Raw genomic sequence first — 22,649 nt, 5'->3', positions numbered from 1 at the left:
TTGAGCAGTCCGTAGCTGTGCCTGCATAAAGGTTGCACATCCATTGGCTCAAATCAGACATCGAGTGTCTTTTTTGCAACATTTTGTTTTCTTCAATTCATAATAACAAAATTTCGAATATTTTTTTCGCTGTTGTTGAATTTTACCCATTTTCCGTTCGCGGCGGCATACCTCCCCCTCATTTGCAGCATTGCTAATGATTCGTATTTACACATACTCCGCAACTGCGAATCATAATCATTTATTTCAGGCTACTCACATGGGCTCATCTCCTATTCGTCGCTATCTTAATCCAACTCCTCTGGCTGTAGGGCTGGCCATGAGCTGTAATGCTTTTCCCGCATTGGCGGATGAGACCCCTGACCCTGCCAGCCATCACCTTAAAACAGACAGCAGCACCGCGCAGACCGATGCAAAAAACTCGGCCAGCCTTACAAATGGTAAGGGAAAAGGCCCCAAAACCATAAAACAGGCTGACGGCACCGAGGTTGAGCAGTGGACTGTTGTTGCCTCCCCCATGAACACGTTGCGCTCTTCAATCGGCTTTAGCCGCATGCAGGACGACGTGCTGCATACACCACAGACCATCAATGTGGTGCCTCAGATTCTGATGCAGCAGCAAAACGTGAAGTCTTTGGATGAAGCTCTCAAAAACGTCCCCGGCATTACTGCCTCGGTTGGTGAGGGCGAAGGGGGGATGTCTGGCGACCAGTTCCTGATCCGTGGGTTTGCCGCCCAAAACGATATTTATGAAAATGGATTGCGGGACTTTGGTGTTTATACCCGTGACAGCTTTGATTATGACCATATCACCGTTATAAAAGGCCCATCCTCACAGGTATTCGGCAATGGCACGACAGGTGGGGCCATCAACATCACAACAAAAACGCCCTATGCGGGCAACCACATTAACGCCAGTTTTTCAGGCGGGAGTGGCTCGTATTATCGTGGCACACTCGACATCAATCGTAAGATTACAGACACCATTGCTGTCCGCCTGACCGCCATGGGTAATGAAAACAATATGGTCGGCCGCGATTACATTTACTCGCACCGCTGGGGCATTGCACCATCCATTATTTTCGGTCTTGGAAAAAAACTTAATTATACACTGGAATATTTCCACCAGACCGACAACAGAATCCCTGATTACGGTGTGCCAGTTGCTAAAAAGCCCGGTACTGCCTACGGCAAACCGATGACTGAATATGGTATTAATCGCAATAACTGGTACGGCACCACCTTTGATCAGGACAACACCTCCACAGACATGCTAACCGGCCGCCTGCAGTGGGAAATCAACAAATACGTCACGTTTTATAATGACACGCGTGGTGGCCTTTACAGCCGCTACTACTCCGCATCGCAGGAAGCCTGCGGACTCGCGACTTGTGTCACGCCTTACTTCTCATCCAACCCAGCCAGCGCTGTCATCTCACGCAATGGTGGGCTTGGCGGACCTAACCCCTACCAGCAGGATGACTGGTCGGTGCAGAACGTTGCATCAGCCGTTGCAAACTTTAATACTGGGAAAATTCGGCACCAGATTATTGGCGGGATAGATATTGAACATATCTATGACCGCCGCCGCAACTACGCCTATGCCAGCACACGCCCAGGCACCAGCCTGATGTATCCCTCCATGTATGTGCCGGGTCTGAGCCTTTGTGATGCTGGGAGTTGCTCAGGCAACCTGACCAACATGCCCAATGGGGTCGGTAGAAAGGAATGGAAAAAAGGCGACGCCACGGATGTAGGTGCTTTCCTCTCTGAACAGGTGTGGTTTGTACCCTGGTTTTCCGTCAAAGCCGGGTTCCGCTGGGACCACTGGGACAGCCACTACAACGCCACAGGGGGAGACCCCGCCGATGCCGATACGCATATGGGGCAAAAGCAGGACACCTTTAACCCCAATGCCAGCCTGATGTACACACCTAACGACCATGCCATGGTTTATTTCAACTGGTCGGAATCCACTACACCACTCGGTTTGTACGTTGCCAACAGTTCTGAACCCCTGACACCCAAAAACCAGAACTTTTCGCCCGAGCGCAGCAGACTTTATGAACTGGGTGCAAAATACTCGGCGTTCCATGACCGGATCGGCTTTACGGCCTCCATCTTCCGTCTGGAAAAAGGCAACTCCCTGCTCACCGACCCCAGCACTGGCAGCGTCAGCTCCTCGGGCGATACACAGCGCAACCAGGGTATTGAGCTCAGCGTTTCCGGCCAGATTTTGAAAAACTGGAACATGATCGCCACCTATGCCCGCTATGACAGCCTGACAACGGGCGGCGCTGCAACAGACATTGGCAAGCAGGTCCAGTACGTCCCACGCAATCAGGCAACTGTTTGGAGCACTTACGAAATTGCACCCAAAAAAGTTTACAACCTTCTGGTCGGTGGCGGTCTGACGTGGCGCGAAGGCGTGTTTTTAGACACAACCAATACTGCCCGCGTTCCAGCCAATGTCGAGTTTGATGCCGTTATTTCGCACCACTTTGACGACCACTGGAAAGTCAGCATGAATGGCTACAACCTTGCCAACCGCCTGAATTACGGCAACCTCTTTTCCAACCGTGTGACGCCTTCAATCGGCCGGGCGTTCTTGTTCAATCTGTCTGCTTCTTATTAAAGAAGAATGGCATAATGATCGGCAGATACACATCTTTTATGACCCGTGTGATCAAGCGCAAAAAGCAGAACACACCCAAACCACCACCTCTGCCCGATCATGTGCAGGCCATCTACCAGAAGGCGGCAAACGGCCACCTTCTGGAGCAGGTCCTGTGGGGGAAAATTCTGCTGAACAGCGTTTTTGTCCCACCAGACCCCGCACAGGCCTATATATGGTTTTCCATTGCCGCCCAGACAGACTACGGCCCTGCGCACAACATGCTGGGGCGCTGCCACCACTTTGGCTGGGGTACCGACAAAGACCTGAGCAAAGCAGCACACCACTATGCCGCGGCTGCGGCTGTGGGGGATGAATGGGGGCGGTACAATCTTGCCATCCTGCATATGCGCGGTCTTGGCATGCCGCGTGACCTGCCAACAGCCTTCCGGCTGTTCCAGACAGGCGCACATCATGGCCATGCCAAATCCATGAACATCATGGCGCGTTTTTACGAAGAAGGCTGGGTTGTGAAAAAAGATCAGGCCAGCGCCTTTGACTGGTACCGACGCTCGGCCGAAAGCGGGGACTACCGTGGCTGCCATAACCACGCAACCATTCTGGTTGAGCAGGGCCAGCTGGAGCAGGCCCTGCACTGGTGGCAAAAAGCCCTGCCTGACGCAACGTCAGATATTCTGCTGGCCATGAACCGCACACTGGCATCCTACGACCATCCACTCGCCCGCTCCGTGCTAAAGGCAACACAGGAACGCCTGCAAACCCTCCTACACAAAGCTGAGCAGACCTCAGAACACTCGGATTTTGGGCTTTCCGCTTGAGATCAGAGTGCCTTCCTCCTAATATAAGGGGTGTAGAAGCACTGGTATTTTGCCAGCCCGCCATGCAATGCTCAAAGGTGCCTGTTAATGGAGTGGTCCGAAGAAATAATCGCCCAGCTTAAGGACCTATGGGCGGAAGGTCTTTCAACGGCGGAAATCGGCAGGCGTCTCTCCATTACCAAGAACGCAGTGGTCGGCAAGGCACACAGGCTGGGCCTCCCCCCCCGGCCATCCCCCATCCGCCGCAACGGTAGCAAGCCCAAAACAGCGGCAGACAAACCCGAGCAGACCACAGCGGCCACACCCGTGCCGGAGACTCCCACTCCGCGTGCCACAGGCCCGGTGGCTCCGTCTGTGCCTCCCGTGCCGCCTGCGGCCATTCCCACCCCAGCCCCTGTGGCCGAGCAAGCCGCACCCGCGGCGGCTGCACCTGTCATTGCCAGTGGGGATGACAAAGCAGCGCGGAAAGAAAAAGCAGCCCCTGTGGCACGGAGCACGACCAAACCCAAAACGCTCCTGCGCAGCATCTCCGACCCCGAACCGCAAAAGCGCCGTGGCCCCGCCTGCTGCTGGCCTATTGGTGACCCCGGCACACCGGGTTTTCATTTTTGTGGAGCAACACCCATTCCGGGCAAACCTTATTGCGAAGAGCATGCGCAAATCGCTTATGTGCGCCTGCGTGACCGGCGCGACAGTGTGGCCTGAACAACCACACTGCATCCGTTGACCTGACGGCAGCCTGAACGGCGTTATTCAGGTCAACGGGCAAACACCAGTCAGGTCAGCCTTCAATCGCCTTGGCGGGCTCAGCCGCAGCCTCAGCAGTTTTGGCCGCACCACTTCCTTCAGACAACATTTCAAGCTGGCCCGTAATCTGGCCGCCATCTTCCACCTTCAGGCGGTGGCAGGCGGCTTTGCCCAGCAGGCGGCCACTGCCACGCACGGTCAGGCTACCACGCGCAGTTAACGCGCCATCCACCGTACCGGCAATTTCCGCGTTTTCCACTTCCACACCACCACGGAACAGGCCACCGGGCATGACAACCAGCTCCTTGGCCGTAATCATGCTGGATTCGACAGTGCCTTCCACGACCAGACGCTCTGCATCCTGAACCGTGCCCTGCACGCTAATCCCACGCCCGACAACCAGCGTGCGCTGCTCCGGCCCTTCTTTTTTGGGCTGCATTTGCGTTGGCAGACCACGGGCAACAGCAGCACCCGGCATGGGAGGAATACCCGCACCAGCGGGAAGAGAAGAACCAGAAGGAAGAGGTGCACGACCCATGGGTGAAGTTTCCTTTAAATTATCAGAACGCGATACGGGAGCGCCATGTGTGGCCCCCCCCTGCACTCCCGCATTGGACGAAAGAACAGTGCCAGATGCCCCTGCCGGACGCGCAGAACCCTGCTGAACGGTAGAGGAGGCCTGAGTATTTGACTGACTCTCTTCAGGCTTACGTCTTTTGAACAAGAAAATCCCCCGCCTTTCTGGCTGCCCATGCTCAGGCAGCAATCCACATTAACAAGCTGCTGGCAGCACCAGCCCGGCTCCTCCAAACTTTTGCATGCAGGCAACCGTCTGGTCAGCAGCCCAGATTGCTTACGCCTTACTGTTGCCCTTTTTGTGGCAGCGCGCTAGCCAAACAACCACACAGATCATTTTTTCAGGAAAAAATTTTATCGCCATGACTGGTCAGGACACACAGTACGATATTCTCGGTATTGGCAATGCCATCACCGATATTCTCGCCCGCACGGACGCCACCTTCCTTCAGGGGCAGGGACTGACCCCCGGCAGCATGACACTGATTGACGTGGACCGCGCCAACGCGCTTGAAGCCGCCTTAAAGCCGGAGCAGGTCATGGGTGGTGGGTCCGCTGCCAACACCTGCGTCGTCGCCGCCCAGTTTGGCGCGCGCGTTGCCTACCTTGGCAAGGTCTCGCGTGATGATGCGGGGCTCAAGTTCACACAGGACCTGCGTGACAACGGGGTGCAGTTCCCATCCGCCCCCCTGAACACACAGGTGTTTGACAACCTGCCCACCGCACGCTGCGTGGTTATGGTCACCCCCGATGGCCAGCGCACCATGGCAACCTATCTGGGTGCCTGCACCTGCTTTACCCCCGATGACGTGCTGCCCGACATGATCGCCGCCTCCAGCATTATCTATCTGGAAGGGTATCTGTTTGATCCGCCACATGCGCAGGAAGCCTTCCGCCGGGCCGCAGCCCTTGCCCACAAAAACGGACGACAGGTTGCGCTCTCCCTGTCAGACCCGTTCTGCGTTGGCCGCCACCGCGACGCATTTCTTGATCTGGTCAAAAACCATGTCGACATCCTGTTCGCCAATGAAGATGAAATCTGCGCATTGTACGAAACAGAGAACTTTGACACAGCCGCCCGCCGCACCTTGCAGGATACAACCTTTGCCGCCCTGACCCGCTCTGGTCTGGGTAGTGTTGTGGTGCATGATGGCCAGCTGACAACCGTGGCCCCGGTACCCACACAGGTGGTGGACACAACGGGTGCGGGCGATGCCTATGCTGCGGGTTTCCTCGCAGGTCTGACCTCTGGCCGCAGCCTGCCAGAATGTGGGCGACTGGCATCTGTCGCTGCGTCCGAAATCATCTCGCACTATGGAGCGCGCCCGCTCTCCAACCTGTGGGAAGAAATGGGCTTCTGATTACACAGCCCGCTCCAGCAGGAACGCTGTCTCTTATGGAGCAGCGTCCTGACTGGGTAAGGTAATCACCCGTCCACCCCTGACCTGGAGCACGACCTTGCCCTCACACAGAGCCTGAGCCGCGTTACCAAAGACCTTGCTCCGCCAGCCTGACAGCAATGCAGGAGCCTGTGCGGGTTCTAGCGCCAGTGCTTCAAGTTCATCCATGGACGCCACCAGACGGGGGGCGACATCATGCTCCTCGCAGCATGCGGTCAGCAGCACTTTCAGCAATGCCACCAAGGATGCAGGGGGGCGGGCGTTATCCTTGCCCTTTCCACGGGCCGGGCGCGGCAATTCCGACTCTGGCAAAGCCTGCGCCTGCTTGACCGCCTCCAGCAAGGCAAGACCTGTCCGCCCTTCCGCCAGACCACGGGAGACACCCCGCACGCGGGCCAGTGCATCCACCGTTGTGGGGGTTGTCGCGGCTATTTCCAGCAGGCTTTCGTCCTTAAGCAGACGTTGGCGCGGCACGTTCACACGCTGGGCCTCACGCTCACGCAGGGCAGCAACAGCACGCAACACGCCCAACATGCGGCGGTTGCCTGTGCGTGCCTTCAGCCGCTCCCACTGTTTTTCCGGGTCAGGGCGGAAGGTCGCCGGGTCTTCCAGCTCCGCCATTTCCGCTCCCACCCAGCTTAACCGCTTGTCCTGTTCGAGCTTGTGCACCAGCTTTTCGTAAACAAGCCGTAGCCACGTCACATCCCCGGCCGCGTAAATCAGCTGCGCATCCGACAATGGACGCACGGACCAGTCCGTGAACCGATGACTTTTATCAATCATATGCCCGGTCAGGGAGCCTACCAGACTGTCATACCCGACCTGATCACCAAAGCCTGCCACCATGGCCGCCACCTGCGTATCAAACACAGGCGTGGGCAGGGCATCAAACTCATGCAGGAAAATCTCCAGATCCTGCCGCGCTGCATGAAATACCTTGAGCACTGCCGGATCGGCCATCAACTCCGCCAGAGGCGTCAGATCCAACCCTTCCGCCAGTGCGTCAATCAACACCACATCATGGGCACTACCCACCTGCACCAGGCACAGCTCCGGCCAGTATGTGCGCTCGCGCATGAACTCCGTATCAACCGTAACAAAACGCTCGGCATGAAACGGCTTGAGAGCCTCTGCCAGTTCCGGCGTGGAAGACACAAGCCGCGGCTGGGGAAAAACGGGAGTGGGTAATTTGGCCATGTTTCCTCCATACACTAGCAAACCCGAAAGCGACAGACAGAACCCATAACCCTGCACAGGAAACTTGACGAACGCCCCAACAAGCCGGACATCAAAGACAATCATGACCATCTGGAGCAAACCATGAGCACTGCAGACGATGGCCGCCACGCGCTAACCCAGCTCGGCCGCCAGATTGCCCCCCCCAACAGCCCCGAAGACGCCGTGCTGGAGCGTGTGCCCGCCCCTTACCCGGACAAGCGTTACATGGTCCGCTTTACCGCGCCGGAATTTACGTCCCTATGCCCCATTACCGGCCAGCCGGACTTTGCCCATATTGTGCTGGATTACGTGCCCGACAAATGGATTGTGGAAAGCAAGTCGCTCAAACTCTTCCTGACCAGCTTTCGCAACCACGGGGCTTTCCACGAAGCCTGCTCCGTACAGATCGCCAGCACACTGGTAGATCTGCTTAACCCGGTATGGCTACGGATTGGCGCTTACTGGTACCCACGCGGCGGGATTCCCATCGATGTCTTCTGGCAGACAGGGGATGCTCCGGCAGGCGTATGGATTCCTGCGCAGGATGTGCCCAATTATAAAGGTCGTGGTTAAAAAAAACGGGCATAAAAAAAGCCACCTCAAGGGTGGCTTTTTTCTGACCTGAACGTGCAAAAAATCAGCGGGCAATGCCAGCTTCAATTTCTGCCCGAACGGCCTGAATCTGGTCCTGTAGCACAACAAGACGGGACGTATCGGTCTTGTCTGCCTTGTCCCATGCTTCTGACAGGGCTTCAAGCTGTGCGGTGGCCGTATCAATGGAGATATCGCTCACCGGCACGGCCTTGTCTGCCAGCACCGTGCAACGTGTGGGGGTTATGTCAGCAAAACCACCCCCAACAAAATAGCGATCGGTCACTTTATCACCCTCATAAAGGGCAACAACGCCACCACGCAGAAGAAGCATCATGGGTGCGTGTTCCGGCATGGCGGCAATATCACCCTCCATGCCCGGAAGAACGGCCATATCTACTTCACGCGACACCAGAACCTTTTCAGGGCTGATTATCTCAATCTGGATTGGCATGAATGGTGCTCCCTCCAGAAGCCGGCTATCAGGCCGACTCCCTCAGTTTTTCTGCCTTGGCAATAGCTTCTTCAATCGTCCCGACCATGTAGAAAGCGGCTTCGGGCAGATCGTCATATTCACCGGCACAGATGGCCTTGAAGGAACGCACCGTATCGGTCACGGACACCAGCTTGCCGGGGGCACCCGTAAACACTTCCGCCACATGGAACGGCTGGGACAGGAAGCGCTGGATGCGACGAGCGCGCGCCACGATCAGCTTGTCGTCTTCAGACAGTTCGTCCATCCCCAGAATGGCGATGATATCCTGCAAGGACTTATAGGTCTGCAGAATACGCTGCACTTCACCAGCAACCGCATAGTGCTCTTCACCCACAATCTGCGGGTCCAGTGCGCGGGAGGTGGAGTCCAGCGGGTCCACAGCCGGGTAAATGCCCATTTCAGCAATGGAGCGGTTCAGCACGGTTGTGGCATCCAGGTGGGCAAAGGTTGCCGCAGGGGCCGGATCGGTCAAGTCATCGGCAGGGACGTACACGGCCTGCACAGACGTGATGGAGCCTTTTTTGGTGGACGTAATACGTTCCTGCAGGGCACCCATTTCTGTCGCCAGAGTGGGCTGGTAGCCCACGGCGGAAGGAATACGGCCCAGCAGTGCGGACACTTCCGAACCAGCCTGCGTAAAGCGGAAGATGTTATCCACGAAGAACAGCACATCCTGATTTTCTTCATCGCGGAAGTATTCCGCCATGGTCAGACCAGTCAGCGCCACGCGGGCACGCGCACCCGGCGGTTCGTTCATCTGACCGAACACCAGTGCCACCTTGGAACCTTCGGTGGAGCCGTTTTCGCCCAGTTTAATAACTCCGGCGTCCTGCATTTCGTAATACAGGTCGTTCCCTTCACGGGTACGTTCACCAACACCGGCAAACACGGACACACCACCATGTGCTTTGGCAATGTTGTTGATAAGTTCCTGAATAATAACAGTCTTACCAACGCCCGCACCACCAAACAGGCCGATCTTGCCACCCTTGAGGTAAGGGCAGAGCAGATCGACAACCTTGATGCCGGTCATCAGAATTTCAGAAGCGGCTGCCTGCTCGTCAAAAGCGGGAGCATCGCGGTGGATGGGAGCGCGACGTGCGGTCTGAACAGGGCCCTGTTCGTCAATCGGTTCGCCGATCACGTTCAGGATGCGGCCAAGCGTTTCGGGGCCAACGGGCACAGAAATCTGTGCACCGGTATCGACCACTTCCGTACCACGGACCAGACCATCGGTCGTGTCCATGGCAATGCAACGCACTTCATGTTCACCGATTTCCTGTGCCACTTCGAGCACAAGAACCTGATCGCCCAGCTTGACGTGCAGCGCGTTCAGAATTTTGGGCAGTTCGCCTTCGAACTGCACGTCAACAACCGGCCCTTTAATGGTGGTAATGCGGCCAACAGCATTGGTCTTCGTGGCCGCAGGGGCCTGGGTCTGGGTTGTGGTATCCGACATGGGTCAGCTCCTGCGGGGCATACGATCGGGCTCAGACAGCCTGTGCGCCCGAAATGATTTCGATCAGTTCGTTAGTAATATTGGTCTGGCGGGTCCGATTATAGACCTGCGTCAGACTATCGATAGTGCGGCCAGCATTGCGCGTTGCGTTATCCATGGCCGTCATACGGGCACCGTTTTCACCCGCAACCGTTTCCAGCAGCGAAGCATAAATCTGGACCTGCAGATTGCGCGGCAGCAGCATGGCCAGCAGCGTTGCTTCATCAGGTTCAAATTCATACTGGGCCACATCATTGGAAGCTTCAAGCTCAGTGCTTGTTTCTTCCACGACCATGGGCACCAGTTGCTGGCATGTCGGCACCTGCGTCATCGCATTGCGAAATTTGTTGAACACAAGTGTGCAAACATCAATCTCGCCTGCTTCCAGCAGGGCGTTGATCTTGTCACCCAGACCACTGGCAACGGAAAACGGAATTTCCTTTGCGCTGGTGCCGGTCACATGATCGACAATCAGGTCCGCATGGTCGCGCATGAAAAAGTTCAGAGCGCGACGACCAACCGGGAGCAGGCGCACCGTTTTGCCTTCGGACTGAAGGCGACGAATGGTCTGCACGGTCAGGCGATGAACGTTGGCGTTAAAGCCACCGCACAGGCCACGGTCACTGGTCATAGGAACAAGAAGATGCACCTTGTCCTGCCCGGTACCAGCCAGAAGAAGAGGCGCACCGTCCTCACCCCTGGTTGCACCAGCCAGTTCACCCAGCATACGGCGCATGGCTGCCGCGTAAGGACGTGCAGCTTCCGCGCTGGCCTGCGCCCGCCGTAATTTGGCGGCCGCCACCATTTTCATGGCGCTCGTGATCTTCCGTGTCGATTTGATACTTCCGATGCGCGCGCGCAGTTCCTTAAGGGAAGCCATGAGTGCTTCTGCTCCCTCAGCCGGCGAAGTTGCGGTTGAAGGCGGTCAGATATTCGGTCAGCCGCGCTTCAAGGTCCTTGGAAATGGCCTTTTCCTTGCTCAGCGTGTCCAGAATATCCTTGCCTGCGCTCCGCACATCGCTCAGCACTGCGCGTTCCCACGCCACAACCTTGTTAGCGGCAATGCCGTCAAGGAAGCCACGGGTGCCAGCGAACAGAAGAACAACCTGCTCTTCCACCGAAAGGGGAGAAGCCTGCGGCTGCTTGAGCAGTTCCACCAGACGTGCGCCACGGGCAAGCATCTTCTGCGTTGCCGGGTCCAGATCGGATGCAAACTGGGAGAACGCAGCCATTTCGCGGTACTGAGCAAGCTCAAGTTTGATCTTGCCAGCAACCTGCTTCATCGCCTTGATCTGCGCTGCCGACCCAACGCGGGAGACGGAGCCACCCACGTTCACTGCCGGGCGGATGCCCTTGTAGAACAGGTCGGTTTCAAGGAAGATCTGACCGTCCGTGATGGAAATCACGTTGGTTGGGATGTAGGCAGCCACGTCACCAGCCTGCGTTTCAATAACGGGCAGAGCCGTCAGAGAACCAGCGCCATTGGCGTCAGACATTTTAGCGGCACGTTCCAGCAGGCGGGAATGCAGGTAGAACACGTCACCCGGATACGCTTCACGACCTGGGGGACGACGCAGCAGCAGGGACATCTGGCGGTAAGCCACAGCCTGCTTGGTCAGATCGTCGTAGCAGATCAGGGCGTGCATGCCGTTGTCGCGGAAGTATTCGCCCATTGCGCAGGCGGCATACGGTGCGAGGTACTGCAGCGGAGCCGGATCGGATGCGGTTGCGGCCACGACGATGGAATACTTCATCGCGCCTTTTTCTTCCAGCAGACGCACAAGCTGTGCAACCGTGGAGCGCTTCTGGCCGATAGCAACGTAAATGCAGTAGAGGGACTTCTTGTCGTCACCCTGCTCGTTCACGCCCTTCTGGGCCAGAATGGTATCGGTCAGGATGGTGGTCTTGCCGGTCTGGCGGTCACCGATCACCAGTTCGCGCTGACCGCGACCAATCGGCACCAGAGCGTCAATCGCCTTGATACCGGTCTGCATGGGTTCGCTGACGGACTGACGCGGCATAATGCCCGGCGCCTTGACTTCCGCACGACGCAGTTCAACGTCGGTCAGCGGGCCTTTGTCGTCAATCGGGTTACCCAGACCGTCTACAACGCGGCCAAGCAGGCCCTTGCCAACCGGAACGCTGACAACCATGCCCGAACGGGTGACGCTGTCACCTTCACGGATGTTGGTATCGTCACCAAAAATAACGATACCGACGTTGTCGCTTTCCAGGTTCAGGGCCATGCCCTTCTGGCCAGCGGACGGGAAGTCCACCAGTTCGCCTGACATGACATTCTGCAGGCCAAACACGCGGGCAATGCCGTCACCGACGGACAGAACAGTGCCGGTTTCGACCACATCAGATTCCTTGTCGAACGAGGCAATCTGCTGCTTGAGGATATCCGAAATCTCTGCGGGACGGATTTCCATCACGCGGCTCCCTTCATGGCGTAATGCAAACGAAACAGGCGGGTCTTGAGGCTCGCGTCATACAGCTTTGCCCCTACGCGGACGACAAGGCCGCCCAGCAGGGTGCTGTCAACACGCTCACGAATATTGATACGGGAATAACCGGCCTCGGCCAGACGGGCCTGAAGCTGGGTGCGCTGCTCTGGTGTCAGCGCCACGGCGCTGCTGACCTCGGCCACCACCTCACCCCGGCGGGCCACAGCCAGCGCGTCAAGCGCAGCAAGAATGCGACGCAGCACCGGCAGGCGACGGTTATCCGCCACAACACCCACAAAATTACGAAGAAGCTGGCCGAACCCCTGAGCCTCCAGCACGGCCAGCACGGCCTTGCGAGACACCAGAATATCCAGACGCCTGTCTTCCAGAACAGTGCGCAGGGGCGCACTTTCATCAATCAGGCGGGCAAGCGCTCCGCCTTCATCAAGCACGGTGTCCAGCTGCCGCTGCTCGGCGGCCAGATCATAAAGCGCAATCGCGTAACGGCCTTCAAGACCGTTGGCCGCAAAAGCAACTGCTTGTGCTGTCGTTACGCCCGAGGCCACCACTCTTTGGTTCTTTCCTTCTGTGCGCGCCGGCATTCCACACTGACAACGATGCAACCCAGACCACCAGACGATGAATCCAGATTTAATGCACCTGCTGGCGCGGCCTCTAGCATGACCACAACAGGCACGCAACTAGCTGAACACCCCTATTTTGCGCATCCACCCCGATGGAGCGGACCATGGAGCGCAAAAGTCCATATCCACACACCCTGAACCGTCATGGCGCACAGTCTGAACACAACAGGCAACACCTGCCCGAAATGAAGCCACGCAACTCGCTACGATCACGAAACGGTGAGGGATGGAAGGCTACAGAATCTGGAGAATATTTTGGAGCGGACAGAGGGAATCGAACCCTCCTCGGTAGCTTGGAAGGCTACAGCATTACCACTATGCTATGCCCGCGCACCAAAGTGTGGATGTTTATAATCCATCCTCCACGCACGCCGCAAGCCCCCGACGTTTTTTTTGCGCCTGCGCGCACCCGTGCAAACAATAATCCACAACAGGCACTTGACTTTAGCGCCACAACATATTTTGTTCCGCCTCCTGTGATGCCCGCAAGATTGTGGCTGGTCAGACGAACGGGTTTCCGTTATAGGTCTTTTCCAGCCGTGGCGGACACGCTGCAGGGGTGTAGCTCAATTGGCTAGAGTGCCGGTCTCCAAAACCGGAGGTTGTGGGTTCGAGACCCTCCACCCCTGCCAGATTTTCTCGTGGTGTACGGAAGGTTCCGCTTTTCACCTGTAAAACGCGGCTTTATCGTACAATCTGAGTAGTGTTTTTAAAGACTGCCTCAACGTGCCGCACTGCGGCGGGGCAGAACAAGGAGAGTGTGCTTCGTGTCGTTCAGTCCCGGTAAGTTCCTGCATGATGTGCGTACCGAGGCGGAACGGGTCACATGGCCCACCCGCCGCGCAACGTTTGTCACCACCGGCGCCGTTTTGGCCATGGCAGGTATGGCATCCGTCTTCTTCTTCGTCGTGGATCAGTTGATCGGTCTCGGCGTGCGTCAACTTTTCGGGCTGGGAGGCTGAGAAAACGGCATGGCCAAGCGTTGGTATGTGGTCCACGTCTATTCGGGCTTCGAAAAGAAAATTGCACAGCACATCCGTGAAGACGCGGAACAGAAAGGGCTGAGCGATCATATTGACGAGATTCTTGTCCCGTCTGAGGAAGTGATTGAAGTCCGCCGTGGCCAGAAGGTGAACGCGGAACGCAAGTTCTTCCCCGGTTATGTGCTGATCAAGATGGAAATGACCGACGAGTCGTGGCATCTGGTCAAGGATACGCCAAAGGTTACGGGCTTTCTGGGCACCAAAAATCGCCCGACACCCATTTCTGCGGCTGAAGCTGAACGGATTATCCGCCAGACAGAGGAAGGCGTGCAGCATCCCCGCTCCGCCGTTACCTTTGAGGTGGGCGAGCAGATTCGTGTGGCCGATGGTCCTTTCACCTCCTTCAATGGTGTTATTGAGGAAGTGGATGAGGAAAAAGGCCGCCTGAAGGTCAGCGTCTCGATCTTTGGTCGTTCCACACCGGTGGATCTGGAGTTCAATCAGGTCGAAAAGCTGTAATTCTTCAGCCACATTGACCTGTAGTTTTTAAAGGCGGCCTTTGGGTCGCCTTTTTTATTGCTGTTCCGCACCGTCCATCTGCCCTGCAAACTCAGCAAACCCATTGCGGCCTTTGGAACACTCCGCCGAGTTCCGGGTTGTATCCTTGTCTGTTAGCCTTACGTGGTTTTTGCTTTGCCAAGGAGTGACCATGCCTTCCGCACCGACTCTTAGAGGAACAGCCCTGCTCAACAATGCCCTGCTCAACAAGGGCACCGCATTTACCGAGGCAGAACGGCGTGAATACGGGCTGGAAGGCCTCCTGCCCACACAGGTGGAAACACTGGACAGGCAGGTAGAACGAATCCACAGACATCTGGAAGCCAAACCCAGTAATCTGGAGCGCTATATCTATCTGAGCGGCCTGCGTGACCAGAACCAGACATTGTTCTATCGCGTGCTCATGTCCAACCCAGCGCAGTTTGTACCTATTGTCTACGCCCCTACTCTGGCGGCAGTCTGCCAGCAGTTCAGCCATATCTACCGCCGCCCCCGTGGCATGTACATCAGCCTGGACATGCGGGGCCGAATCCGCGACGTGCTGCGCAACTGGCCCATGGAGAACGTGCGCTTCCTGTGCGTAACCACTGGCGGGCGTATTCTGGGACTGGGCGATATTGGCGTAAATGGCATGGGCATCCCCATTGGCAAGCTCGACCTTTACACCGCTTGTGGCGCTGTTCCGCCCGAGGTGCTGCTGCCCGTACAACTGGATATTGGCACCACAAACAGTGCCCTGCGCGCAGACCCGCTTTACCTTGGCCTACGCCGCGAACCGCCACCGCTGGAAGAGCTGGACGGATTTGTAGAAGAATTTGTGCAGGCCGTTCAGGATGTTTTTCCCCACTGCTGCCTGCATTTTGAGGACTGGAAAGGCACGGACGCCCTCCATTACCTTGAGACATACCGTAACAAGGTCCTGTGTTATAATGATGATATTCAGGGCACGGCGGCCGTTACGCTGGCAGGCCTGATTACAGCACTCAAAATCAAGAACGAAACACTGTCCCAGCAGCGGTTCCTGTTCCTTGGTGCTGGGTCTTCCGGCCTTGGCACAGCGGATATGCTTGTATCTGCCCTGAAGCAGGAAGGCATGAGCGAGCAGGATGCCCTTGCGCGCATTACCCTCATGGATGTGGACGGCCTGCTGGAAAAAACCCGCACCGACCTGACACCACAGCAAAAGCGCTACGCCAAGTCCCTCCCCCCCTCACGTGACCTGCTGAGCATGGTGCAGACACTCAAACCCACCGTGCTTATTGGTGTCTCCACCTCCGGTGGTGCCTTTACGCAGGAGATTGTAGAGGCCATGAGTGCGCTGAACGAGCGCCCCATTATTTTCCCCCTCTCCCTGCCGCAAAAAAACGCAGAATGTACTGCCGAACAGGCCTATGAGTGGTCAAACGGGCAGGCTCTTTTTGCTGCGGGGCTACAGTTCCCCGAAGTGAGCCTGAACGGGCGGACTTTCTACCCCGGTCAGGCCAATAATTTTTATATCTTCCCGGCACTGGGGCTGGCTGTTTACGCTACCTGCCCACGCCACATCACCGATGAGCTGATTATTGAGAGCGCCCGCGCACTGGCCGATCAGGTGGACCTTGCGGCACAAGAGCGGGGGCGTCTGTTCCCGCCCCAGAGCGATATTCTGGACGTCTCCATCACCTCGGCCACACGTATTGCTGAATTTATTTTCGATCAGGGTGCCGCCACGGTAGAGCGGCCAAAGGATATCCGCGCGTGGATTGAAAGCCTGACCTACACCCCGCATTACGCGGAATAATTTTTACCCGGCAGCGCTGCTGGCAGAGATGAAAACCAACTCTGCCAGCACCGATTCGGGGGGCGCTCAGTCAGGCATCGTCTGCGGGCGCGGGGTCAAACCCAAAAACCCGACCATAGAACGCCAGCTCCATTTGCAGGGCCTGACGTAGGGTCGCCTCCTTACGAAAACCATGTCCCTCACCGGGGAACTCATGCAAGGTGCAGGCCGCCCCTGCAGCACGCAGGGCCGCAGCCATGGCGTGCGCCTGAGACGGCGGGACGACCTCATCCTCCTCCCCCTGCAACAGGAGCACGGGAGCGCGAATCCGATTCGCTACGGACAGGGGCGAACGCGCGACATAAACATCTTCGGCTTCTGGCCATGGGCCAACCAGACCGTCCAGATAACGGGCTTCAAACTTATGGGTCTCCTGCGCCAGCGCACGCAGGTCGGTCACACCGTACAGGCTGACCCCTGCCGCAAACAGGTCCGAAGTCGCCAATGCCAGAAGAACTGTCATGCCGCCAGCACTGGAGCCACGAATGGCGATTCGCTTTGGGTCTACCCGGCCCGTGGCCACCATATGCCGGCAGGCGGCAATACAGTCTGCCACGTCCACAACACCCCACTGCCCTTGCAGCCTGTTCCGCCATGCACGCCCAAAGCCCGTAGAGCCACCGTAATTCACATCCAGCACGGCAAACCCGCGGGATGTCCACCACTGGACCTTAAAGGAAAAACCCTCCTGCGCCCGGGCAGTTGGCCCGCCATGCACCAGTACGATCATGGGCGGTTTTTCGCCCTGTGGCACACGCGCCCTGCTATTGGCCGGGGGATAGAAAAATGCGTGACCCAACGGCGCATCCGCGCCATCCACCGCAAAACGCACCGATTCGGGGCCGGAAATATCCGCCGCCTGTAAATCCATTACGGCAGAACGGCGCAGCACCCGCGCCACACCCTGCTGCGCAGTACCCACAACAACAGCAGGCAGCGCATCGGCTGGGGCCTGAACCCATGCAAACTGCCCATCTGCCAGAGCAACGGGGCACTGCTCGGGGCTTGCTGCAAAAGGCCGCACCTGTGCATTGGCCATGCGCTCAAAGCACTGGCTCACCCCGTTCTGCACGCTCAGGGCCACACAGCCGCCATTGGCCAGAGGCTGATAACTGCTTTGGCCGAACACCCATGCAGGCTGCCCGATTTCCCCCTCCGGCATGGAATAGGCTACAAGATGGGGCTCAGGCTGGCACAGCACCTCCCAGATTCTCCAGCGCTCACACCGGTCGGAAATTACAAGCAGCCGTCCATCCGCTGTCCAGCGTGGTTCCACCAGCGACTCGCCCCCCGCAGCGCCTGCCAGCACCCGCACATCTTCCAGCGCACACAGGCTGCCATCCGCACTGCGCACAATACGGCCCATGCACAGGCGTGTGGAATCCCACGGCATATTGGGGTGGTCCCATTCAATCCAGACCAGCGTTGTGCCATCGGGCGAGCAGGTGGGGGACATGTAAAAATCTGCCCCGGTCTGCAGCACAAGACCCTCTGCCCCTGCGTGCGCCCCTAGTGTGACCAGTGCGGCCTGCGGCTCCCCCGCGCGTCTATGGTCTTCACGCACAGCCATGACCGCGCGACTGAGCGGGTCAAACCGCAGGTCGGCAAAGCGCACGTCCTGCGCGCCAGCCAGCAGAGTGGGCTGCACGGCCCCTTGCGCCAAAAACCAGACCTGCGCCGTGCGTCTGTGCGTATAGACAATGCCGTGTGGCGCCACCGCATAAGCCCCGCCGCCATACTCATGCACACGGGTGCCAACATCCGCATCCGTGGGCAACACTTCCACCACGCCATCCGGTTCTGCCCAGCGCATGAGCACCGTCCGCCCCCCTTCTGCCGGGCGGCGCTCCAGCCAGAACACACTCTGGCCGGTGGCGCGTACCTCTGAAAAGCTCAGGCTTTTACCCGCCACCAGCGTAGCGGTTACGGGTGAAGGCCAACTGCCACAGCGTAGGGGCTGGAGCAATGGGGCTGGCACTGTATTCTGTTCCATCATGCGGTACAGTCTATCATGCAAAACGCCTTGGGCGGAAAGGCATGTATCGCGCTCCATTCCATGCTAGGCACTATGGAGCGATGCCTCTGTTTTCTTCTGCGGGCTTGACATGGCGGGAGCGACTCTGCTCCTCCCCACTGCTGATGTTATCTGTGAATTGGATTGTCTGTTCTGTTACACGCTTTGGAATCCATCTTTTCGCTTGATTATCTGACAACCCTATTCACCCGCTATGGCTATGGGGTGGTGGGGGTTGTTGTCATGCTGGAAAGCATGGGGCTGCCCCTGCCTGCGGAAAGCCTGCTTATTACAGGCGCCATTTTTTGCGCGACCACCCACAAACTCCAGATTCAGGGCATTATTGTTGCCGGGGTCACGGGGGCGATCATGGGGGATAATCTGGGTTACCTGCTTGGCCACCGTCTGGGCCTTGGCCTTCTGCGCAAACATGGCCCACGCTTTGGCCTGACCCCCGAGCGCCTTCTGCTGGGGCGCTATGTTTTTCTCAAACATGGCGGTCCGGTTATTTTCTTTGGCCGCTTTGTGGCTATCCTGCGGATGTTTGTAGCCATACTGGCCGGAGCGAACCGTATGCCCTGGCATACGTTCCTGTTCTATAACGCGCTTGGCGGCGTGTTCTGGGCTGGTGGATACACACTCTGCGCCTATCTGCTGGGCAGCGAGATTGCCAGACTCTCCGGCTGGCTGGCCGTGGGTTTTGGTGCGGCAACTCTGGTGGTGATCAGTGCTTTGTTCGTGTTCATCAAGCACAACGAAAAACGTCTGACGGAGGAAGCCATGAAAGCAGCCGAACAGGATGAACAGCTCATGTCCCCCCTGCCATGATGGGCCGCAGCCCCTGGCGGGTCAGCAACACACAGCCCCCCCTGCATGGCCGTGTCGCACTGGTAACCGGAGCCAACAGCGGTCTGGGGTTTGAGGCCGCTCTTGGCCTTGCCCACCGTGGCGCAAGGCTCCTCCTTCCCATACGCAACCCCGACAGGGGACAAAGCGCGCTGGAGCGCCTGCTGGCGGCCTGCCCACAGGCGGATGTCACGCTGCTCCCGCTTGATCTGGCCTGCCTCCGTTCCGTAGCCACATGCGCCCGTGCGGTTGCAGACCTTACGGACCACATTGATATTCAGATCAATAATGCCGGGATCATGGCCCCGACCCGCCGGATGGAAACGCAGGACGGATTCGAGCTCCAGTTCGGTGTGAATCATCTGGGTCATTTTGCCCTGAGTGCACACCTGCGCCCCCTGCTGGAAGCAGCAAACGGCGGCGGCGTCCTTGTGAGCGTGGCAAGCCTTGCCGCGGCCAAGAACACTCTCCACTTCAATGACCTCCAGTCCCGCCATCGTTACAGCCCGTTTGGCGCGTACCAGCAGAGCAAGCTGGCCAATCTGCTGTTTGCACAGGAGCTGGCACGCAGGGCGGGGGAACGTGGCTGGAACCTGCATGCCCGCGCGGCTCACCCCGGCTGGGCAGCCACGTCCATTGTGGCCAATGGGCAGGCCTCAACCCTGCCCAAACCGCTGGGGTTCATTGAGCAGACGCTGGGCACGGCTGTCTTGCGCGTCATGGGCCAGTCTGCTGCCGCAGGGGCAGAGCCACTGCTTTATGCAGCCCTCTCCCCCCAGGCGCGTGATGGCGATTATTACGGACCACAGAGCGCGGGCGAGCGCCGTGGCCCCCCCGGCCCGGCTATTGTCCCCGCTACCGCACGCAAGGCCAGCACGGCAGCCCGCCTTTGGGATATTTCGGAACGGCTGACCAACACCGCGTGGTAAGGGCGCGCCCCACTTACCCGTGTGTGGAACGGCGCGCGCGGCTCTGCTGGCGCAGAACCCGTTCAATCCAGTCATTGAGCTTACGGGTTGTGTCTTCCGCCTCTTCGCGGTCGGGGTAAATGCTGGGGAAGCGCAGCGCCAGCCAGCGCCACGCCACAAGCCGCTTGTGGCGCTTTTCGGCCCGTTCCAGCTCTTCCCGCCCGGCCCGCTCTGCTGATGGCAGCGGCCCTGTACCCGGCGGCAGAACCCGGCGGCCCGCCGCGTGATCTGCTGCCCAACCCACCAGACGCCTGATCCCGTTATCCCGGTCATCCACCGGGCACATGGCGTAGGACCAGCGGGTGGTCAGGTCCAGCCCTTCCACCCCCTCCAGAGCAGAGGCAATGGCAAATGCCTGCTCCATGTCTGAGAGACGGTAGTTGGGGTCATCCTTGCGCAGAACCGCCCTGTGAATGCGCGAGAGCACACCATACAGGCTTTGCGACCCTATTTCTGACGCAACAGCTTTGACGATATCCGCATCGGGCTGCACATAGGGGCGCAGGTCCTCTGGCATTTCCGGGTCAGCATCAAGCTGACGCCTGACAAAACTGGGGCTACCCGCCCCCGCCAGCACAGCCACAATGCCTGTCTCGTGCTTGCCAAAGCGCCCGGCGCGCCCGCCAATCTGCTTGACCTCCTGCACGGTCAGGTCACGGGTCTGGCGGCCATCGTATTTTTTAAGCGCTGCAAACACCACCCGCTTGATGGACAGGTTCAGCCCCATGCCAATGGCGTCTGTTGCCACCAGAATATCGGCCTGACCGTTGTTGAAGCGCTGTGCCTCGGCCCGGCGTACCTCCGGGCTGAGCGCACCGTACACCACCGCCACACGCTTGCCATGCTGCATAAGGGCGGCGCGCAGGTCCAGAACCTCCCTGCGGGAAAAAGCGATCAGCGCATCCCCCGCGCCAAGGTCGGCCAGCCGCACAGGCTGGCTGGCGGCCTTGAGGGGGCTTTTACGCTCGAGCGAGATCTCGTCCAGCGGGTCCCCGCACAACTCGGCAATCCGGCGTACCATGGGAATACAGTCCGGTGCTCCGAGCACATACAGGTGGCGGGCCGGAGCGCCCATAATGGCTGCTGTCCATGCGGCTCCACGGTCCGTATCAAACAGCATCTGGGCTTCATCGATCACGGCCACATCTACAGGGCTGTAGAACGGACACATTTCCACCGTTGCGGCCAGATGCCTGCTGCCCGGCACCTCAATCCGTTCCTCCCCGGTGGACAGGGACGCCTCGACTCCACGGGCCGCCAGTGCCTCGCGGAACTCATGGGCCAGCAGGCGCAGGGGCGCCAGAGCCAGCCCGCTCTCCGCCTGCGCCAGCGCGTTGAGTGCCGTATAGGACTTGCCGCTGTTGGTCGGCCCGGTAACAAGCGTGATCTGGCGGTTAAGAGCACGGGCGGTGCGAAAGTGCGCCGCATACTTATCCAGCGCCGCCACGCGGGCGATTACGGCATTAGCCACCTTACGCCCCATATCGGGCGCATGTTTGCCCTTGCCCGGAGTGCTGGCGGGGCCACGCTCATCCCTCCGCCACTCGGACAGGTTGCCCCGCAGGGCCACAAGGGCTGCGGGGTCAAACTCCCACCGCTCCCGCCCACCGGGTTCCTGCACCTTACGTGCGACCGGGAGCCTGTTCTCGGCAATCCAGCGCAGGGCCTCACGGTGGGAGCAATGGAGCAGACGCGGTACCTCGTTGAACGGCACAAGGCTGCTCTCCCACGCCTTGAGCTGCTCTTCCTCCTGCTCCCGCCTGCTCTGGGCAGTTTTTTCAATCCGGCTGACCGCAGTCTGGCGCTGTGCTTCTTCCTTACGCACCGTCTCGAGGAAGGGGTCACCTTCGGGCAGGCCAAATGCAATGGCGACCGCCATAAGCAAAAGGTCTGTCTGGGCGGGGGAAGGCACGCGCCCGATATCCACCAGATCCGCCTGAATGGCCGCAAATGCTGCACGGGGGGATGCCCCATACCCACGCAGGCGGGCCAGACTGACCGGCGCCAGAGCCTGCTCAAGCGCCTGATCATCTGCTGCGGGGTCGGTAATCCCCCCCACAGCCTCTTCTATTTCCTCCCGCGTGATCCAGATTCGGCCACTGCGGCGCGTGCGGTCCAGCAGGCGGGAAATCCATTTTTTACGCCGCACCTGACAAAGTGCTGCGCAATAGACCTCTGCCGGTACCTCGCGCGCTCCGGGCTCAAGTGCGCGGGCAATCCGGCGCAGGACCTCGGTTTCTTCCTTGGGTTCGGGCAACAGGCCCGTCTGGGCCACGGCACGGGCAAGCGCTTCACGCGCGGGGGAGGCAGGGCTATCTGACGTCATACTCTACTTTTGCGTCATCCCGCGCTGCGGAACAATGGGCCTTGCCCCAGACTTCATGGAAAAAT

At 58.6% G+C, this 22,649-nt stretch carries 19 protein-coding genes and 2 tRNA genes; 11 read left to right on the top strand and 10 right to left on the bottom strand.

The annotated features are described in order from the left end of the window. Positions 1 to 259: 259 nt before the first annotated feature. The 3 genes from HK26_RS06195 (at position 260) to HK26_RS06185 (ending at position 4,158) form a co-directional block, all read left to right on the top strand. Complete coding sequence (locus tag HK26_RS06195) at positions 260 to 2,635, top strand: TonB-dependent receptor (RefSeq protein WP_143296294.1); 2,376 nt, start codon at positions 260 to 262, stop codon at positions 2,633 to 2,635. Between the two features lie 14 nt (positions 2,636 to 2,649). Further along, positions 2,650 to 3,453, top strand: a complete 804-nt coding sequence (locus HK26_RS06190; protein ID WP_307772206.1) for a tetratricopeptide repeat protein — start codon at positions 2,650 to 2,652, stop codon at positions 3,451 to 3,453. Between the two features lie 87 nt (positions 3,454 to 3,540). Continuing rightward, positions 3,541 to 4,158: a GcrA family cell cycle regulator gene (locus HK26_RS06185; RefSeq protein WP_086638969.1), complete on the top strand. Its 618-nt coding sequence runs from the start codon at positions 3,541 to 3,543 to the stop codon at positions 4,156 to 4,158. 76 nt (positions 4,159 to 4,234) lie between these two features. Here the strand turns inward: HK26_RS06185 and HK26_RS06180 are convergent, their stop codons facing one another. Further along, positions 4,235 to 4,924, bottom strand: a complete 690-nt coding sequence (locus HK26_RS06180) for a bactofilin family protein (protein ID WP_180539361.1) — start codon at positions 4,922 to 4,924, stop codon at positions 4,235 to 4,237. Between the two features lie 214 nt (positions 4,925 to 5,138). Here HK26_RS06180 and HK26_RS06175 point away from each other — a divergent pair, with 214 nt between their 5' ends. Beyond that, positions 5,139 to 6,137, top strand: coding sequence for an adenosine kinase (locus tag HK26_RS06175; RefSeq protein ID WP_086639059.1), 999 nt, complete (start codon positions 5,139 to 5,141; stop codon positions 6,135 to 6,137). Between the two features lie 33 nt (positions 6,138 to 6,170). Here the strand turns inward: HK26_RS06175 and rnd are convergent, their stop codons facing one another. Then, the gene (rnd, locus tag HK26_RS06170; RefSeq protein ID WP_086639058.1) at positions 6,171 to 7,373 is read right to left on the bottom strand and encodes a ribonuclease D; all 1,203 of its coding nucleotides are present in this window, start codon (positions 7,371 to 7,373) and stop codon (positions 6,171 to 6,173) included. Between the two features lie 123 nt (positions 7,374 to 7,496). On the opposite strand from rnd, the gene queF reads away from it, so the two are divergent. After that, positions 7,497 to 7,967 carry a preQ(1) synthase gene (gene queF, locus HK26_RS06165; RefSeq protein ID WP_086638967.1) on the top strand — a complete coding sequence of 157 codons (471 nt, stop codon included), beginning with the start codon at positions 7,497 to 7,499 and terminating at the stop codon, positions 7,965 to 7,967. Positions 7,968 to 8,031: 64 nt separating this feature from the next. On the opposite strand, the gene atpC is transcribed toward queF, so the two are convergent. The 6 genes from atpC to HK26_RS06135 form a co-directional block, all read right to left on the bottom strand. Next, on the bottom strand, positions 8,032 to 8,439 hold the full coding sequence (atpC, locus tag HK26_RS06160; RefSeq protein ID WP_025825463.1) for an ATP synthase F1 subunit epsilon: 408 nt from the start codon (positions 8,437 to 8,439) through the stop codon (positions 8,032 to 8,034). 28 nt (positions 8,440 to 8,467) lie between these two features. Next, positions 8,468 to 9,940, bottom strand: coding sequence for a F0F1 ATP synthase subunit beta (gene atpD, locus HK26_RS06155; protein WP_025825461.1), 1,473 nt, complete (start codon positions 9,938 to 9,940; stop codon positions 8,468 to 8,470). A gap of 31 nt (positions 9,941 to 9,971) precedes the next feature. Further along, the gene (locus HK26_RS06150; protein WP_025825459.1) at positions 9,972 to 10,859 is read right to left on the bottom strand and encodes a F0F1 ATP synthase subunit gamma; all 888 of its coding nucleotides are present in this window, start codon (positions 10,857 to 10,859) and stop codon (positions 9,972 to 9,974) included. A gap of 16 nt (positions 10,860 to 10,875) precedes the next feature. Continuing rightward, complete coding sequence (atpA, locus tag HK26_RS06145) at positions 10,876 to 12,411, bottom strand: F0F1 ATP synthase subunit alpha (RefSeq protein ID WP_025825457.1); 1,536 nt, start codon at positions 12,409 to 12,411, stop codon at positions 10,876 to 10,878. Next, entirely contained in the window at positions 12,411 to 13,028 is a 618-nt protein-coding gene (gene atpH / locus HK26_RS06140) for an ATP synthase F1 subunit delta (RefSeq protein WP_180539359.1), read from the bottom strand. Before atpH ends, atpA begins: the two co-directional genes overlap by 1 nt. Before the next feature lie 298 nt (positions 13,029 to 13,326). After that, positions 13,327 to 13,400: transfer RNA gene (locus tag HK26_RS06135), tRNA-Gly, on the bottom strand. A gap of 225 nt (positions 13,401 to 13,625) precedes the next feature. Between HK26_RS06135 and HK26_RS06130 the strand changes: the two genes are divergently transcribed. The 4 genes from HK26_RS06130 to HK26_RS06115 all read left to right on the top strand — a co-directional run bounded on the left by HK26_RS06130 (position 13,626) and on the right by HK26_RS06115 (position 16,391). After that, positions 13,626 to 13,702, top strand: a tRNA-Trp gene (locus HK26_RS06130). 135 nt (positions 13,703 to 13,837) lie between these two features. Beyond that, positions 13,838 to 14,032, top strand: coding sequence for a preprotein translocase subunit SecE (secE, locus tag HK26_RS06125; protein ID WP_025825454.1), 195 nt, complete (start codon positions 13,838 to 13,840; stop codon positions 14,030 to 14,032). Positions 14,033 to 14,041: 9 nt separating this feature from the next. Next, positions 14,042 to 14,572 carry a transcription termination/antitermination protein NusG gene (gene nusG / locus HK26_RS06120; RefSeq protein ID WP_025825452.1) on the top strand — a complete coding sequence of 177 codons (531 nt, stop codon included), beginning with the start codon at positions 14,042 to 14,044 and terminating at the stop codon, positions 14,570 to 14,572. Between the two features lie 190 nt (positions 14,573 to 14,762). Beyond that, positions 14,763 to 16,391: an NAD-dependent malic enzyme gene (locus tag HK26_RS06115; RefSeq protein WP_086638965.1), complete on the top strand. Its 1,629-nt coding sequence runs from the start codon at positions 14,763 to 14,765 to the stop codon at positions 16,389 to 16,391. Positions 16,392 to 16,461: 70 nt separating this feature from the next. Here HK26_RS06115 and HK26_RS06110 read toward each other — a convergent pair whose 3' ends face one another. Continuing rightward, the gene (locus HK26_RS06110; RefSeq protein ID WP_257640881.1) at positions 16,462 to 18,426 is read right to left on the bottom strand and encodes a S9 family peptidase; all 1,965 of its coding nucleotides are present in this window, start codon (positions 18,424 to 18,426) and stop codon (positions 16,462 to 16,464) included. A 261-nt stretch (positions 18,427 to 18,687) separates the two neighbouring features. On the opposite strand from HK26_RS06110, the gene HK26_RS06105 reads away from it, so the two are divergent. Further along, positions 18,688 to 19,272: a DedA family protein gene (locus tag HK26_RS06105; RefSeq protein ID WP_086639057.1), complete on the top strand. Its 585-nt coding sequence runs from the start codon at positions 18,688 to 18,690 to the stop codon at positions 19,270 to 19,272. Further along, positions 19,269 to 20,219 (top strand): SDR family oxidoreductase, encoded by a 951-nt coding sequence (locus tag HK26_RS06100; RefSeq protein WP_086638963.1) that lies wholly within the window; start codon positions 19,269 to 19,271, stop codon positions 20,217 to 20,219. Before HK26_RS06105 ends, HK26_RS06100 begins: the two co-directional genes overlap by 4 nt. A 13-nt stretch (positions 20,220 to 20,232) precedes the next feature. Here the strand turns inward: HK26_RS06100 and HK26_RS06095 are convergent, their stop codons facing one another. Continuing rightward, positions 20,233 to 22,584, bottom strand: coding sequence for a helicase-related protein (locus HK26_RS06095; protein WP_086638962.1), 2,352 nt, complete (start codon positions 22,582 to 22,584; stop codon positions 20,233 to 20,235). Positions 22,585 to 22,649 lie beyond the last annotated feature (65 nt).

It is taken from the genome of Acetobacter okinawensis (genome assembly GCF_002153655.1).
GTDB classification, from domain to species: domain Bacteria; phylum Pseudomonadota; class Alphaproteobacteria; order Acetobacterales; family Acetobacteraceae; genus Acetobacter; species Acetobacter okinawensis_A.
Note: the sequence above shows the minus strand (reverse complement) of the source record. Positions and strands in the feature narration are given on the sequence as shown.